The sequence below is a fragment of the Streptococcus sp. NM genome (genome assembly GCF_003390135.1).
Lineage (GTDB): Bacteria > Bacillota > Bacilli > Lactobacillales > Streptococcaceae > Streptococcus.
Genome location: NZ_QUOS01000003.1, coordinates 161,770 through 176,372, shown reverse-complemented (window position 1 = coordinate 176,372; position 14,603 = coordinate 161,770). Strand labels below are relative to the sequence as shown.

Below are 14,603 nucleotides of genomic sequence, written 5' to 3'. Positions count from 1 at the left end.
AAAAAGCCCTATTTGGATAGGAAATAGCTAAATTCTTGTCTTCCTATGATGAAGATGATAAAATAAACGCATGAAATTAGATAAATTATTTGAGAAATTTCTTTCTCTTTTTAAAAAAGAAACAAGTGAACTAGAGGACTCTGATTCTACTAGCTTACGTCGCTCTCGTAGTGATCGAAAAAAATTAGCCCAAGTAGGTCCAATTCGAAAATTCTGGCGTCGCTATCATCTAACAAAGATTGTCCTTATACTAGGTTTGAGTGCAAGCTTGCTAGTTGGAACCTATTTGTTTGCTGTAGCCAAGTCAACCAATGTCAATGATTTGCAAAATGCCTTGAAAACTCGAACTCTCATTTTTGACCGTGAAGAAAAAGAGGCTGGTGCCCTATCTGGTCAAAAAGGAACCTATGTTGAACTGACTGATATCAGTAAAAATTTGCAGAATGCCGTTATTGCGACAGAAGACCGTTCTTTCTATAAAAATGACGGGATTAACTATGGTCGTTTCTTCTTGGCTATTGTAACTGCTGGCCGTTCAGGTGGTGGTTCTACTATTACCCAACAGCTGGCTAAAAATGCCTATCTGTCGCAGGACCAAACTGTCGAGAGAAAAGCGAAAGAATTTTTCCTTGCCTTAGAATTAACAAAAAAATATAGTAAGGATCAGATCTTAACCATGTACCTTAACAATGCTTATTTTGGAAATGGTGTATGGGGTGTAGAAGATGCGAGTAAGAAATACTTTGGAGTTTCTGCATCAGAAGTGAGTCTGGATCAAGCTGCGACTCTGGCAGGAATGCTAAAGGGGCCGGAACTGTATAATCCCTTGAATTCTGTAGAAGATTCTACCAATCGTCGCGATACTGTTTTGCAGAATATGCTTGCAGCGGGTTACATTGATAAAAACCAAGAAACCGAAGCTGCAGAAGTTGATATGACTTCGCAATTGCACGATAAGTATGAAGGAAAAATCTCAGATTACCGCTATCCTTCTTATTTTGATGCGGTTGTTAATGAAGCTGTTTCCAAGTATAATCTAACAGAGGAAGAAATTGTCAATAATGGCTACCGCATTTATACAGAGCTGGACCAAAACTATCAAGCAAATATGCAGGTTGTCTATGAAAATACAGCTCTATTTCCGAGGGCAGAGGATGGAACATTTGCTCAATCAGGAAGTGTAGCTCTCGAACCGAAAACAGGTGGAGTTCGTGGAGTTGTCGGTCAGGTTGCTGGCAATGATAAAACTGGATTCCGGAATTTCAACTATGCAACTCAATCAAAACGTAGCCCTGGTTCTACAATTAAGCCTTTAGTTGTTTATACGCCTGCAGTTGAAGCTGGCTGGGCTTTGAATAAGCAGTTGGATAACCATACCATGCAGTATGACAGCTATAAGGTTGATAACTATGCAGGGATCAAAACGAGTCCAGAAGTTCCTATGTATCAAGCCCTGGCAGAATCGCTTAATCTACCTGCTGTTGCCACTGTTAATGACTTGGGTGTTGACAAGGCTTTTGAGGCCGGAGAAAAATTCGGACTCAACATGGAAAAAGTCGATCGTGTTCTTGGTGTCGCCTTGGGAAGCGGTGTTGAAACCAACCCTCTTCAAATGGCTCAAGCGTATGCTGCTTTTGCAAATGAAGGTTTAATGCCGGAAGCTCATTTTATTAGTAGAATTGAAAATGCTAGTGGGCAGGTTATTGCGAGCCATAAAAATTCACAAAAACGGGTGATTGATAAGTCTGTAGCTGACAAGATGACTAGTATGATGTTGGGGACATTCACCAACGGTACCGGTGTTAGTTCATCGCCTGCAGACTATGTCATGGCAGGAAAAACTGGAACAACTGAAGCTGTTTTCAATCCTGAATACACAAGTGACCAGTGGGTAATTGGTTATACTCCGGATGTAGTGATTAGTCACTGGCTTGGTTTCCCTACCACTGATGAAAGCCACTATCTAGCTGGCTCTACTTCAAACGGTGCAGCCCATGTCTTTAGAAACATTGCAAATACCATTTTACCTTATACGCCAGGAAGTACCTTTACAGTCGAAAATGCTTATAAGCAAAATGGAATTGCACCAGCCAATACAAGAAATCAAGTACAGAGTAATGAAGAAAATCAGGCGGATAATAGCCTGTCTGATATTAGAAGTCGTGCACAAAATCTGGTAGATGAGGCTAGCCGTGCTATCTCAGATGCTAAAATTAAGGAAAAGGCTCAAACGATATGGGATTCGGTAGTCAATCTATTTCGTTAAGATGCTTGTCAAAGCCTAGCTTTCTTGTTATAATAGATAAGATGGAGGCGTTATGGCACTAAAAAAAGCAAGCCTAGCTTGTGCGGTTTGTGGTTCTAGAAACTATTCAATCAAGATTAGTGGAAACCCCAAACCTACACGACTAGAAGTAAATAAATTTTGTAAGCATTGTGGTAAGTACACTACACACAGAGAAACGAGATAGGAGAGAGCGATGCGTTTTATTGGAGATATTTTTAGACTTCTTAAAGACACAACATGGCCAACTCGCAAGGAAAGCTGGAGAGATTTTCGTTCTATTATGGAATACACAGCTTTCTTTGTAGTAATTATTTACATTTTTGACCAGTTGATTGTTTCAGGTTTGATTCGATTTATTAACATTTTTTAGAAGGCTAGTGGAGTTAATTACACTAGAAATCTTCTATTTATGAAAGGAAATATCATGGATAGTTTTGATAAAGGGTGGTTTGTTTTACAAACTTATTCTGGTTATGAAAATAAGGTAAAAGAAAATCTATTACAACGTGCACAAACCTACAATATGTTGGATAATATTCTACGCGTTGAAATTCCAACACAAACAGTGCAAGTTGAAAAAAATGGAAAGAGAAAAGAAGTAGAAGAAAATCGCTTTCCAGGTTATGTTCTTGTAGAAATGGTCATGACAGATGAAGCTTGGTTTGTTGTTCGAAATACACCAAATGTTACAGGATTCGTCGGATCTCACGGAAATAGATCAAAACCAACTCCATTATTGGAACAAGAAATTCGTGATATCTTGGTTTCTATGGGACAAACTGTACAAGAGTTTGATATCGATGTTGAAGTTGGTCAAACTGTACGTATTATTGATGGTGCTTTTGCAGATTATACCGGTAAGATTATAGAGATTGATAACAATAAAGTGAAGATGATTATCTCTATGTTTGGTAATGACACAGTTGCAGAAGTAAACCTAAACCAAATCGCAGAATTATAACCCAGAGAGAGGCTTGCCCTCTCTTTTTTGTGCAGTTGAGGCAGTGTAGAGAACAGAATGGGGGAAATGTGCCAAAAGTGTTTCTGAATCTGTTAGACTGTATCTAGAAAGGGGGACGTTATGTTTAAAGAATTATATGAAGAAGTCCAAGGGATTGTATATAAGTGTAGAAATGAATATTACCTTCATTTATGGGATCTATCGGATTGGGACCAAGAGGGTATGATTTGCTTGCATGAATTGATTAGTAGAGAAGAAGATCTATTAGAAGATATTCCTCGTTTAAGGAAATATTTTAAGACTAAATTCCGGAATCGAATTCTAGACTATATCCGTAAGCAAGAAAGTCAAAAACGAAGATATGATAAAGAACCCTATGAAGAAGTAGGTGAGCTTAGTCATCGTATAAGCGAGGGAGGTCTCTGGCTAGATGATTATTATCTCTTTCATGAGACACTAAGAAATTATAGAAACAAACAAAGTAAAGATAAACAAGAAGAGTTAGAACGCGTCTTAAGAAATGAACGCTTCCGAGGTCGTCAAAGAGTATTAAGAGACTTACGTATTGTATTTAAAGAGTTTGACATCCGTACATACTAGGAAGCCATGCAAAAAATGAAAAAAGATAAAAAAGTAGTTGACAAAGGTGAAAAAGTCTGTATAATAGTAAGAGTTGAAAATAACAACTCAGGTCCGTTGGTCAAGGGGTTAAGACACCGCCTTTTCACGGCGGTAACACGGGTTCGAATCCCGTACGGACTATGGTATGTTGCGGATGGAACACTTGATGAAAAAAGATTAAAAAAGTTTCAAAAAAGTGTTGACAAGCAAAAGCGCCTGTGATATACTAATATAGTTGTCGCTTGAGAGAACTGAGTGACAAAGACCTTTGAAAACTGAACAAGACGAACCAATGTGCAGGGCACTACAACTAAGGTTGTAGTACTGAACAATGAAAAAACAATAAATCTGTCAGTGACAGAAATGAGTGAGAACTCAAACTTTTAATGAGAGTTTGATCCTGGCTCAGGACGAACGCTGGCGGCGTGCCTAATACATGCAAGTAGAACGCTGAAGGAGGAGCTTGCTTCTCTGGATGAGTTGCGAACGGGTGAGTAACGCGTAGGTAACCTGCCTGGTAGCGGGGGATAACTATTGGAAACGATAGCTAATACCGCATAATAGTAGATGTTGCATGACATTTGCTTAAAAGGTGCAATTGCATCACTACCAGATGGACCTGCGTTGTATTAGCTAGTTGGTGGGGTAACGGCTCACCAAGGCGACGATACATAGCCGACCTGAGAGGGTGATCGGCCACACTGGGACTGAGACACGGCCCAGACTCCTACGGGAGGCAGCAGTAGGGAATCTTCGGCAATGGACGGAAGTCTGACCGAGCAACGCCGCGTGAGTGAAGAAGGTTTTCGGATCGTAAAGCTCTGTTGTAAGAGAAGAACGAGTGTGAGAGTGGAAAGTTCACACTGTGACGGTATCTTACCAGAAAGGGACGGCTAACTACGTGCCAGCAGCCGCGGTAATACGTAGGTCCCGAGCGTTGTCCGGATTTATTGGGCGTAAAGCGAGCGCAGGCGGTTAGATAAGTCTGAAGTTAAAGGCTGTGGCTTAACCATAGTACGCTTTGGAAACTGTTTAACTTGAGTGCAAGAGGGGAGAGTGGAATTCCATGTGTAGCGGTGAAATGCGTAGATATATGGAGGAACACCGGTGGCGAAAGCGGCTCTCTGGCTTGTAACTGACGCTGAGGCTCGAAAGCGTGGGGAGCAAACAGGATTAGATACCCTGGTAGTCCACGCCGTAAACGATGAGTGCTAGGTGTTAGACCCTTTCCGGGGTTTAGTGCCGTAGCTAACGCATTAAGCACTCCGCCTGGGGAGTACGACCGCAAGGTTGAAACTCAAAGGAATTGACGGGGGCCCGCACAAGCGGTGGAGCATGTGGTTTAATTCGAAGCAACGCGAAGAACCTTACCAGGTCTTGACATCCCTCTGACCGCTCTAGAGATAGAGCTTTCCTTCGGGACAGAGGTGACAGGTGGTGCATGGTTGTCGTCAGCTCGTGTCGTGAGATGTTGGGTTAAGTCCCGCAACGAGCGCAACCCCTATTGTTAGTTGCCATCATTCAGTTGGGCACTCTAGCGAGACTGCCGGTAATAAACCGGAGGAAGGTGGGGATGACGTCAAATCATCATGCCCCTTATGACCTGGGCTACACACGTGCTACAATGGCTGGTACAACGAGTCGCAAGCCGGTGACGGCAAGCTAATCTCTTAAAGCCAGTCTCAGTTCGGATTGTAGGCTGCAACTCGCCTACATGAAGTCGGAATCGCTAGTAATCGCGGATCAGCACGCCGCGGTGAATACGTTCCCGGGCCTTGTACACACCGCCCGTCACACCACGAGAGTTTGTAACACCCGAAGTCGGTGAGGTAACCGTAAGGAGCCAGCCGCCTAAGGTGGGATAGATGATTGGGGTGAAGTCGTAACAAGGTAGCCGTATCGGAAGGTGCGGCTGGATCACCTCCTTTCTAAGGATAAGGAACTGCGCATTGGTCTTGTTTAGTCTTGAGAGGTCTTGTGGGGCCTTAGCTCAGCTGGGAGAGCGCCTGCTTTGCACGCAGGAGGTCAGCGGTTCGATCCCGCTAGGCTCCATTGGTGAGAGATCACCAAGTAATGCACATTGAAAATTGAATATCTATATCAAATAGTAACAAGAAAATAAACCGAAAACGCTGTAGTATTAATAAGAGTTTATGACTGAAAGGTCAGAAAATAAGGTTAAGTTAATAAGGGCGCACGGTGGATGCCTTGGCACTAGGAGCCGAAGAAGGACGTGACAAACGACGATATGCCTTGGGTAGCTGTAAGTAAGCGATGATCCAGGGATTTCCGAATGGGGGAACCCAACAGGTACTACCTGTTACCCGCATCTGTTAAGGATGTGAGGAGGAAGACGCAGTGAACTGAAACATCTAAGTAGCTGCAGGAAGAGAAAGCAAAAGCGATTGCCTTAGTAGCGGCGAGCGAAACGGCAGGAGGGCAAACCGAAGAGTTTACTCTTCGGGGTTGTAGGACTGCAATGTGGACTCAAAGATTATAGAAGAATGATTTGGGAAGATCAGCCAAAGAGAGTAATAGCCTCGTATTTAAAATAGTCTTTGTACCTAGCAGTATCCTGAGTACGGCGGGACACGTGAAATCCCGTCGGAATCTGGGAGGACCATCTCCCAACCCTAAATACTCCCTAGTGACCGATAGTGAACCAGTACCGTGAGGGAAAGGTGAAAAGCACCCCGGGAGGGGAGTGAAATAGAACCTGAAACCGTGTGCCTACAACAAGTTCGAGCCCGTTAATGGGTGAGAGCGTGCCTTTTGTAGAATGAACCGGCGAGTTACGTTATGATGCGAGGTTAAGTTGAAGAGACGGAGCCGTAGGGAAACCGAGTCTGAATAGGGCGCCTTAGTATCATGACGTAGACCCGAAACCATGTGACCTACCCATGAGCAGGTTGAAGGTGCGGTAAGACGCACTGGAGGACCGAACCAGGGCACGTTGAAAAGTGCTTGGATGACTTGTGGGTAGCGGAGAAATTCCAAACGAACTTGGAGATAGCTGGTTCTCTCCGAAATAGCTTTAGGGCTAGCGTCGACATTAGAGATTCTTGGAGGTAGAGCACTGTTTGGGTGAGGGGTCCATCCCGGATTACCAATCTCAGATAAACTCCGAATGCCAATGAATTATGGTCGGCAGTCAGACTGCGAGTGCTAAGATCCGTAGTCGAAAGGGAAACAGCCCAGACCACCAGCTAAGGTCCCAAAATAATTGTTAAGTGGAAAAGGATGTGGGGTTGCACAGACAACTAGGATGTTAGCTTAGAAGCAGCTATTCATTCAAAGAGTGCGTAATAGCTCACTAGTCGAGTGACCCTGCGCCGAAAATGTACCGGGGCTAAAACAATTTACCGAAGCTGTGGATACCTTTATAGGTATGGTAGGAGAGCGTTCTATGTGTGATGAAGGTGTACCGTGAGGAGCGCTGGAACGCATAGAAGTGAGAATGCCGGTATGAGTAGCGAAAGACAGGTGAGAATCCTGTCCACCGTAAGACTAAGGTTTCCAGGGGAAGGCTCGTCCGCCCTGGGTTAGTCGGGACCTAAGGAGAGACCGAAAGGTGTATCCGATGGACAACAGGTTGATATTCCTGTACTAGAGTATGTAGTGATGGAGGGACGCAGTAGGCTAACTAAAGCAGACGATTGGAAGAGTCTGTCTAAGCAGTGAGGTGTGATATGAGTCAAATGCTTATATCTTTAACATTGAGCTGTGATGGGGAGCGAAGTTTAGTAGCGAAGTTAGTGACGTCACACTGCCAAGAAAAGCTTCTAGCGTTTAAACATACTCTACCCGTACCGCAAACCGACACAGGTAGTCGAGGCGAGTAGCCTCAGGTGAGCGAGAGAACTCTCGTTAAGGAACTCGGCAAAATGACCCCGTAACTTCGGGAGAAGGGGTGCTGACTTTACGTCAGCCGCAGTGAATAGGCCCAAGCAACTGTTTATCAAAAACACAGCTCTCTGCTAAATCGTAAGATGATGTATAGGGGGTGACGCCTGCCCGGTGCTGGAAGGTTAAGAGGAGTGCTTAGCGTAAGCGAAGGTATGAATTGAAGCCCCAGTAAACGGCGGCCGTAACTATAACGGTCCTAAGGTAGCGAAATTCCTTGTCGGGTAAGTTCCGACCCGCACGAAAGGCGTAATGATTTGGGCACTGTCTCAACGAGAGACTCGGTGAAATTTTAGTACCTGTGAAGATGCAGGTTACCCGCGACAGGACGGAAAGACCCCATGGAGCTTTACTGCAGTTTGATATTGAGTGTCTGTACCACATGTACAGGATAGGTAGGAGTCTATGAGATCGGGACGCCAGTTTCGAAGGAGACGTTGTTGGGATACTACCCTTGTGTTATGGCCACTCTAACCCGGATAGGTGATCCCTATCGGAGACAGTGTCTGACGGGCAGTTTGACTGGGGCGGTCGCCTCCTAAAAGGTAACGGAGGCGCCCAAAGGTTCCCTCAGAATGGTTGGAAATCATTCGCAGAGTGTAAAGGTATAAGGGAGCTTGACTGCGAGAGCTACAACTCGAGCAGGGACGAAAGTCGGGCTTAGTGATCCGGTGGTTCCGTATGGAAGGGCCATCGCTCAACGGATAAAAGCTACCCTGGGGATAACAGGCTTATCTCCCCCAAGAGTTCACATCGACGGGGAGGTTTGGCACCTCGATGTCGGCTCGTCGCATCCTGGGGCTGTAGTCGGTCCCAAGGGTTGGGCTGTTCGCCCATTAAAGCGGCACGCGAGCTGGGTTCAGAACGTCGTGAGACAGTTCGGTCCCTATCCGTCGCGGGCGTAGGAAATTTGAGAGGATCTGCTCCTAGTACGAGAGGACCAGAGTGGACTTACCGCTGGTGTACCAGTTGTCTTGCCAAAGGCATCGCTGGGTAGCTATGTAGGGAAGGGATAAACGCTGAAAGCATCTAAGTGTGAAACCCACCTCAAGATGAGATTTCCCATGATTTTATATCAGTAAGAGCCCTGAGAGATGATCAGGTAGATAGGTTAGAAGTGGAAGTGTGGCGACACATGTAGCGGACTAATACTAATAGCTCGAGGACTTATCCAAAGTAACTGAGAATATGAAAGCGAACGGTTTTCTTGGTTTGAATAGATATTCAATTTTGAGTAGGTATTACTCAGAGTTAAGTGACGATAGCCTAGGAGATACACCTGTACCCATGCCGAACACAGAAGTTAAGCCCTAGAACGCCGGAAGTAGTTGGGGGTTGTCCCCTGTGAGATATGGAAGTCGCTTAGCTCTAGGGAGTTTAGCTCAGCTGGGAGAGCATCTGCCTTACAAGCAGAGGGTCAGCGGTTCGATCCCGTTAACTCCCATAGGTCCCGTAGTGTAGCGGTTATCACGTCGCCCTGTCACGGCGAAGATCGCGGGTTCGATTCCCGTCGGGACCGTTAGAATAACGTAAGTTATTTTAGACTCGTTAGCTCAGTTGGTAGAGCAATTGACTTTTAATCAATGGGTCACTGGTTCGAGCCCAGTACGGGTCATATATGCGGGTTTGGCGGAATTGGCAGACGCACCAGATTTAGGATCTGGCGCTTAACGGCGTGGGGGTTCAAGTCCCTTAACCCGCATTAAGATATAATAAATGAGCCGGCTTAGCTCAGTTGGTAGAGCATCTGATTTGTAATCAGAGGGTCGCGTGTTCAAGTCATGTAGCCGGCATTTTTAGATAGAAGAAAACAGTGCGAACGTAGTTCAGTGGTAGAACACCACCTTGCCAAGGTGGGGGTCGCGGGTTCGAATCCCGTCGTTCGCTTAGAGAGGCCGGGGTGGCGGAACTGGCAGACGCACAGGACTTAAAATCCTGCGATTGGTAACGATCGTACCGGTTCGATTCCGGTCCTCGGCATAAACTAATGAGCACCCTTAGCTCAACTGGATAGAGTACCTGACTACGAATCAGGCGGTTAGAGGTTCGACTCCTCTAGGGTGCATTTTTCTATTTAACTCGGGAAGTAGCTCAGCTTGGTAGAGTACTTGGTTTGGGACCAAGGTGTCGCAGGTTCGAATCCTGTCTTCCCGATTCATTACAGAGATACGTAAGCGTATCTTTTTTTGTTTAACTAGATATTATATACATTAAGAGAGAATCAGTTTGCTTCTCTCTTTTTTAATTGGTTCTTTGTCAACTGTAGTGGGTTGATGAAAAGCTAAGCTCGAGAAAGGACAAATTTCGTCCTTTCTTTTTGATATTCAGAGCGATAAAAATCCGTTTTTTGAAGTTTCCAAAGTTCCGAAAACCAAAGGCATTGCGCTTGATAAGTTTGATGAGATTATTCGTTGCTTCCATTTTTGCGTTGGAAAAGGGGAGTTGAAGGGCGTTGACAATTTTCTTTTTGTCCTTGAGAAAGGTTTTAAAGACAGTCTGAAAAAGAGGATGAACCTGCTTTAGATTGTCCTCAATGAGTCCGAAAAATTTATTCGGTTCCTTATTCTGAAAGTGAAAAAGCAAGAGTCATAGAGATGATAGTGGTGTTTCAAGTCTTCTGAATAGCTCAAAAGCTTGTCTAGAATTTCTTTATTAGTCAAGTGCATACGAAAAGTAGGGAGATTAAAACGTTTATCACTCAATTTACGACTATCCTGCTGGATGAGCTTCTAGTATCGCTTGATAGCCTTGTATTCATGAGATTTTCGATGAAACTGATTCATGATTTGGACACGCACACAACTCATAGCACGGCTCATGTGTTGGACAATATGGAAACGATCCAACACGATTTTAGCGTTTGGGAGTGAAACAGTCTGGGAGACTGTTTCAGCCTGAGCCTAGAAATTCGAAAGCGAAGCTGCTTAGCCAAGTCATAGTAAGGGCTAAACATATCCTTCGTAATGATTCTCACTCGACAGCGAACAGCTCTATGGTAGCGAAGAAAGTTATTTCGGATGACAGTTTGTGTTCTACCCTCAAGAACAGCTATGATACTGAGATTAAAAAATCTTGCGCAATGAAACTCATCTTCAACTACCGATTGAAACAGTCACTCACCTGACTTTTTTAACATCCAAGGGCATAATTTCAGGCAAATGGCTAAAGTTACACTCAAAGTGAAAGTCATTGAGCTTGCGAATGACAGTTGAAGTTGAAATGGCTAGCTGATGTGAAATATCGGTCATAGAAGTCTTTTCAATCAGCTTTTGAGTAATCTTTTGGTTGATGATACGAGGGATTTGGTGATTCCTCTTGACGATAGAAGTCTCAGCCACCATCGTTTTTGAACAGTGATAGCACTTGAATCGACGCTTGCTAAGCAGAATTCTAGTAGACATACCAGTCGTTTCAAGGTAAGGAATCTTAGACAGTTTTTGAAAGTCATATTTCTTCATTTGACTTCCCACAATGAGGACAAGATGGGACATCGTATTCCAGTTTAGAGATGATTTACTTGTGGGTATTCCTATTGATAACAGCTAAATTCCCAAACTAAGTTCCACCGCTAGTAAAAGTGGAAGTTCCTTTGAGAAGTTACCCTTATTGATAGCATCCATAATTTGGATATTAGGATCTTTAATATCGAGTAGTTTTGTGATAAAGTGTAGTTGTTCCATATGATTCTTTCTAATGAGTTGTTTGGTAACTTTTCATTATAGATCTTATGGGGACTTTTCTATTGCCACTTTTTTCTTTTTTCCTTTCGTGTTACAATAAAGGTATGAATCAGTATCAGAAAAAGATTGTTAAAGGAACAATTTATTCGCTCCTATCCGGCTTAATCTGGGGAATCTGTGGAATTTTAGGAGAATATTTCTTTACTTATTATCAAGTGTCCTCTGGCTGGATTACCTCTATGCGTTTGACACTGGCAGGGAGTCTTGTGCTCATTTGGTCTGCAGTGCAATTAAAATCGCAAGTGCTAGATATTTGGCGAGATAAGAAAAATTATCTGCCCTTTTTAGCCTATTCTATTTTGGGGATTTTTTCAGTTCAGTTTTTTTTCTATCTCTGTGTAGAATACTCAAATGCAGCGACAGCAACTATTTTACAGTTTATTAGCCCTGTCTTTATCCTCTTTTACAATCGCTTAGTTTATCAAAAACGAGCGTCAAAAAGCGCTATTTTTTATGTTTTGGTTGCCATGTTGGGTGTTTGCCTGATGGCGACAAAGGGAGATCTCTCTCAATTATCCATGACACCGCTAGCACTTGTGTCGGGTTTGCTGAGTGCCATGGGGGTCATGTTTAATGTTATCTTGCCTCAACCTTTTGCAAAGCGCTATGGTTTTGTACCCACGGTTGGGTGGGGTATGATTTTAGCAGGTTTATTTAGCAATGTTCTCTCACCAGTTTATCAGCTTTCCTTTACTCTTGATATTTGGAGTATCTTGATTTGTCTCATTATCGCTTTCTTTGGGACGGCTTTTGCCTTTTTTATTTCCATGAAGGCAGTGTCCTTGGTTTCTCCTTTGGTGGTTTCTGTCATTAGTGCCAGTGAACCTCTCTCCTCTGCTCTCTTGAGTGTTTTGTTTTTAGGATTGGTGGTGGATTGGTCCCTTCTTCTAGCTATGGCCCTGATTATTTTACCCATGATTTTCCTATCGATAGAAGAAGCGAAAGAAAGTAAATAAAAAGCCTTTTCTTAATTCTAAAAGTGTGCTATACTAGAATAGTCAATAAAACACGGGGAGATAGTTGTGAAGAGTGTTTTTAGGTTGTATCGGTAGGGGCTTGCTTTTACCGACAGCACGTTTTATCTCACATCCCTAAAAATCATACCTAAAAACAAACAAAAAGGCTTCAAATTTGAAGCCTTTTTTGGTAGAATAGGTATCATTAAAATGAACTAGGAGGCGCCTATGACTGCTACAAAAATGAACGCACAAGAAATTATCCAATTTATCGCCAATGCTGAGAAGAAAACCAGTGTAAAAGTAACCTTTGAGGGAGAACTTGCAACTGCTGTACCTAGCTCTGTTGTCAAACTAGGGAATGTCCTATTTGGAGACTGGAAGGATGTAGCTCCTCTTCTCGATGGCTTGGTAGAAAATCAAGACTATGTTGTTGAGCAAGACGCTCGTAATTCTGCAGTTCCTTTGCTAGATAAACGTGCTATCAACGCTCGTATTGAGCCGGGTGCGATTATCCGTGATCAGGTTGAAATTGGTGACAATGCTGTTATCATGATGGGAGCAGTTATCAATATCGGTGCTGAAATTGGTGCAGGAACCATGATTGACATGGGTGCTATCCTTGGTGGCCGTGCTATCGTGGGGAAAAACAGTCACGTTGGTGCAGGTGCAGTTTTGGCAGGTGTGATTGAGCCAGCTAGTGCTGAACCAGTCCGTGTCGGAGACAATGTTCTCATCGGGGCCAATGCAGTGGTTATCGAAGGAGTTCAAATCGGTAGTGGTTCAGTTGTCGCGGCAGGAGCTATCGTTACCCAAGATGTCCCAGAAAACGTGGTGGTAGCAGGTGTTCCAGCTCGTATCATCAAAGAGATTGATGCCCAAACTCAACAAAAAACAGCGCTAGAAGATGCGCTTCGTACCTTGTAATTGTAAATGAAAAATAGAGGCGGAACTCTTTTCTAGCCTCTTTCTGCTATATAGGAGGACAGATAGATGTTAGATTTGATTCAGACTAGACGAGATTTGCACCAGATTCCAGAGATTGGCTTGGAGGAGTTCAAGACTCATGCTTATTTGATGGATGTGATTGAGAAATTGACTGCGGGCAAGGACTTTGTTCAAGTTCGTACTTGGCAGACAGGTATTTTGGTCTACTTACAGGGAAGTCAGCCAGAGCGTACCATTGGTTGGCGGACAGATATTGATGGTCTACCTATTGTTGAACAAACAGGCCTTCCTTTTGCTTCTCAGCACCAAGGTCGTATGCACGCTTGTGGACATGATTTCCACATGACCATTGCCTTGGGTTGTCTTGAGCGTGCACTGGAGGAGCAACCAAAGAACAATCTGCTTTTCCTATTTCAACCTGCTGAAGAGAATGAAGCAGGTGGGATGCTCATGTATGAGGATGGTGCTTTTGGAGACTGGTTGCCAGACCAATTTTATGGTCTCCATGTCCGTCCAGATTTGAAGGTTGGTCAGATCGCGACCAATACCCATACACTCTTTGCAGGGACCTGTGAGGTGAAGATTCGTTTCAAAGGAAAAGGAGGACATGCAGCCTTTCCACATGAAGCCAATGACGCCTTGGTAGCGGCTAGTTACTTTGTAACCCAAGTGCAGTCAGTGGTCAGCCGAAATGTCAACCCAATCGAGGGAGCGGTGGTGACCTTTGGAGTTTTCCAAGCTGGAACAACCAACAATGTCATCACAGACACAGCCTTTTTACATGGAACTATTCGGGCCTTGACTCAAGATATGAGTCTCTTGGTTCAAAAGAGGGTCAAAACAGTTGCAGAAGGAGTTGCAGCTGCCTTTGATATGGAAGTCGAAGTTGAACTCAAGCAAGGTGGTTACCTGCCTGTTGAGAACAATCCAGCCTTGGCGCGTGAACTGATGGATTTCTTTGAAGAAAAAGACGGAATTGAGTTAATTGATATTGAACCTGCTATGACAGGTGAAGACTTTGGTTATCTCCTTTCGAAGGTAGACGGTGTTATGTTTTGGTTGGGTATCGATAGTCTCTACGCTCTTCATCACCCTCAGATGAGCCCTAAGGAAGAAGCATTAGCTATTGGGGTGGATGCGGTTTCTAGTTTCCTGAAAAAGAAGGCAACAGAGTAGAGGAATTATCT

The 14,603-nt window shown here is 43.9% G+C and carries 8 protein-coding genes, 11 tRNA genes, 3 rRNA genes and 1 pseudogene; 22 read left to right on the top strand and 1 reads right to left on the bottom strand.

All coding sequences use genetic code 11. The features are described 5' to 3' along the window. The first annotated feature begins 70 nt into the window (after nt 1-70). The 19 genes from pbp2a (at nt 71) to DXN33_RS06635 (ending at nt 9,926) form a co-directional block, all read left to right on the top strand. Entirely contained in the window at nt 71-2,266 is a 2,196-nt protein-coding gene (gene pbp2a / locus DXN33_RS06725) for a penicillin-binding protein PBP2A (protein ID WP_115904673.1), read from the top strand. Between the two features lie 52 nt (nt 2,267-2,318). Next, nucleotides 2,319-2,471, top strand: a complete 153-nt coding sequence (gene rpmG / locus DXN33_RS06720) for a 50S ribosomal protein L33 (protein WP_001809375.1) — start codon at nt 2,319-2,321, stop codon at nt 2,469-2,471. A 9-nt stretch (nt 2,472-2,480) separates the two neighbouring features. Further along, on the top strand, nt 2,481-2,657 hold the full coding sequence (gene secE / locus DXN33_RS06715) for a preprotein translocase subunit SecE (RefSeq protein ID WP_001210991.1): 177 nt from the start codon (nt 2,481-2,483) through the stop codon (nt 2,655-2,657). A gap of 54 nt (nt 2,658-2,711) precedes the next feature. Further along, nucleotides 2,712-3,248 carry a transcription termination/antitermination protein NusG gene (gene nusG, locus DXN33_RS06710; RefSeq protein WP_049486629.1) on the top strand — a complete coding sequence of 179 codons (537 nt, stop codon included), beginning with the start codon at nt 2,712-2,714 and terminating at the stop codon, nt 3,246-3,248. 120 nt (nt 3,249-3,368) lie between these two features. Then, on the top strand, nt 3,369-3,848 hold the full coding sequence (locus tag DXN33_RS06705) for a sigma-70 family RNA polymerase sigma factor (protein WP_115904672.1): 480 nt from the start codon (nt 3,369-3,371) through the stop codon (nt 3,846-3,848). 90 nt (nt 3,849-3,938) lie between these two features. Next, nucleotides 3,939-4,010: transfer RNA gene (locus tag DXN33_RS06700), tRNA-Glu, on the top strand. A gap of 241 nt (nt 4,011-4,251) precedes the next feature. Continuing rightward, a 16S ribosomal RNA gene (locus tag DXN33_RS06695) occupies nt 4,252-5,797 on the top strand. Nucleotides 5,798-5,848: 51 nt separating this feature from the next. Further along, nucleotides 5,849-5,921: transfer RNA gene (locus DXN33_RS06690), tRNA-Ala, on the top strand. A gap of 124 nt (nt 5,922-6,045) precedes the next feature. Beyond that, nucleotides 6,046-8,947 (top strand): 23S ribosomal RNA (locus tag DXN33_RS06685). A 76-nt stretch (nt 8,948-9,023) separates the two neighbouring features. Further along, nucleotides 9,024-9,139, top strand: a 5S ribosomal RNA gene (gene rrf, locus DXN33_RS06680). The 16S, 23S and 5S rRNA genes sit together here with 11 tRNA genes alongside, the layout of an rRNA operon. A gap of 4 nt (nt 9,140-9,143) precedes the next feature. After that, nucleotides 9,144-9,216, top strand: a tRNA-Val gene (locus DXN33_RS06675). 2 nt (nt 9,217-9,218) lie between these two features. Next, nucleotides 9,219-9,291: transfer RNA gene (locus DXN33_RS06670), tRNA-Asp, on the top strand. Between the two features lie 23 nt (nt 9,292-9,314). After that, nucleotides 9,315-9,387 (top strand) — tRNA-Lys (locus tag DXN33_RS06665). Nucleotides 9,388-9,392: 5 nt separating this feature from the next. Continuing rightward, nucleotides 9,393-9,474 (top strand) — tRNA-Leu (locus tag DXN33_RS06660). 18 nt (nt 9,475-9,492) lie between these two features. Beyond that, nucleotides 9,493-9,565: transfer RNA gene (locus DXN33_RS06655), tRNA-Thr, on the top strand. 22 nt (nt 9,566-9,587) lie between these two features. Further along, nucleotides 9,588-9,659 (top strand) — tRNA-Gly (locus DXN33_RS06650). 7 nt (nt 9,660-9,666) lie between these two features. After that, nucleotides 9,667-9,752: transfer RNA gene (locus DXN33_RS06645), tRNA-Leu, on the top strand. 11 nt (nt 9,753-9,763) lie between these two features. Further along, a tRNA-Arg gene (locus tag DXN33_RS06640) sits at nt 9,764-9,837 on the top strand. A 15-nt stretch (nt 9,838-9,852) separates the two neighbouring features. Next, nucleotides 9,853-9,926 (top strand) — tRNA-Pro (locus DXN33_RS06635). Nucleotides 9,927-10,053: 127 nt separating this feature from the next. On the opposite strand, the pseudogene DXN33_RS06630 reads toward DXN33_RS06635, so the two are convergent. Continuing rightward, nucleotides 10,054-11,452 (bottom strand): annotated as a pseudogene (locus DXN33_RS06630) (ISL3 family transposase). Between the two features lie 104 nt (nt 11,453-11,556). On the opposite strand from DXN33_RS06630, the gene DXN33_RS06625 reads away from it, so the two are divergent. The 3 genes from DXN33_RS06625 to DXN33_RS06615 all read left to right on the top strand — a co-directional run bounded on the left by DXN33_RS06625 (nt 11,557) and on the right by DXN33_RS06615 (nt 14,592). Continuing rightward, the gene (locus tag DXN33_RS06625; protein ID WP_115904671.1) at nt 11,557-12,468 is read left to right on the top strand and encodes a DMT family transporter; all 912 of its coding nucleotides are present in this window, start codon (nt 11,557-11,559) and stop codon (nt 12,466-12,468) included. A 228-nt stretch (nt 12,469-12,696) separates the two neighbouring features. Then, the gene (gene dapD, locus DXN33_RS06620) at nt 12,697-13,395 is read left to right on the top strand and encodes a 2,3,4,5-tetrahydropyridine-2,6-dicarboxylate N-acetyltransferase (RefSeq protein WP_000127443.1); all 699 of its coding nucleotides are present in this window, start codon (nt 12,697-12,699) and stop codon (nt 13,393-13,395) included. Between the two features lie 66 nt (nt 13,396-13,461). Further along, the gene (locus DXN33_RS06615) at nt 13,462-14,592 is read left to right on the top strand and encodes an N-acetyldiaminopimelate deacetylase (RefSeq protein ID WP_115904670.1); all 1,131 of its coding nucleotides are present in this window, start codon (nt 13,462-13,464) and stop codon (nt 14,590-14,592) included. The last annotated feature ends 11 nt before the right edge of the window (nt 14,593-14,603 follow it).

Coding starts and splice junctions, on each gene's coding strand:
- pbp2a (WP_115904673.1), top strand. CDS start 71: ATGAAATTAGATAAATTATTTGAGAAATTTCTTTCTCTTTTTAAAAAA.
- rpmG (WP_001809375.1), top strand. CDS start 2,319: ATGGCACTAAAAAAAGCAAGCCTAGCTTGTGCGGTTTGTGGTTCTAGA.
- secE (WP_001210991.1), top strand. CDS start 2,481: ATGCGTTTTATTGGAGATATTTTTAGACTTCTTAAAGACACAACATGG.
- nusG (WP_049486629.1), top strand. CDS start 2,712: ATGGATAGTTTTGATAAAGGGTGGTTTGTTTTACAAACTTATTCTGGT.
- DXN33_RS06705 (WP_115904672.1), top strand. CDS start 3,369: ATGTTTAAAGAATTATATGAAGAAGTCCAAGGGATTGTATATAAGTGT.
- DXN33_RS06625 (WP_115904671.1), top strand. CDS start 11,557: ATGAATCAGTATCAGAAAAAGATTGTTAAAGGAACAATTTATTCGCTC.
- dapD (WP_000127443.1), top strand. CDS start 12,697: ATGACTGCTACAAAAATGAACGCACAAGAAATTATCCAATTTATCGCC.
- DXN33_RS06615 (WP_115904670.1), top strand. CDS start 13,462: ATGTTAGATTTGATTCAGACTAGACGAGATTTGCACCAGATTCCAGAG.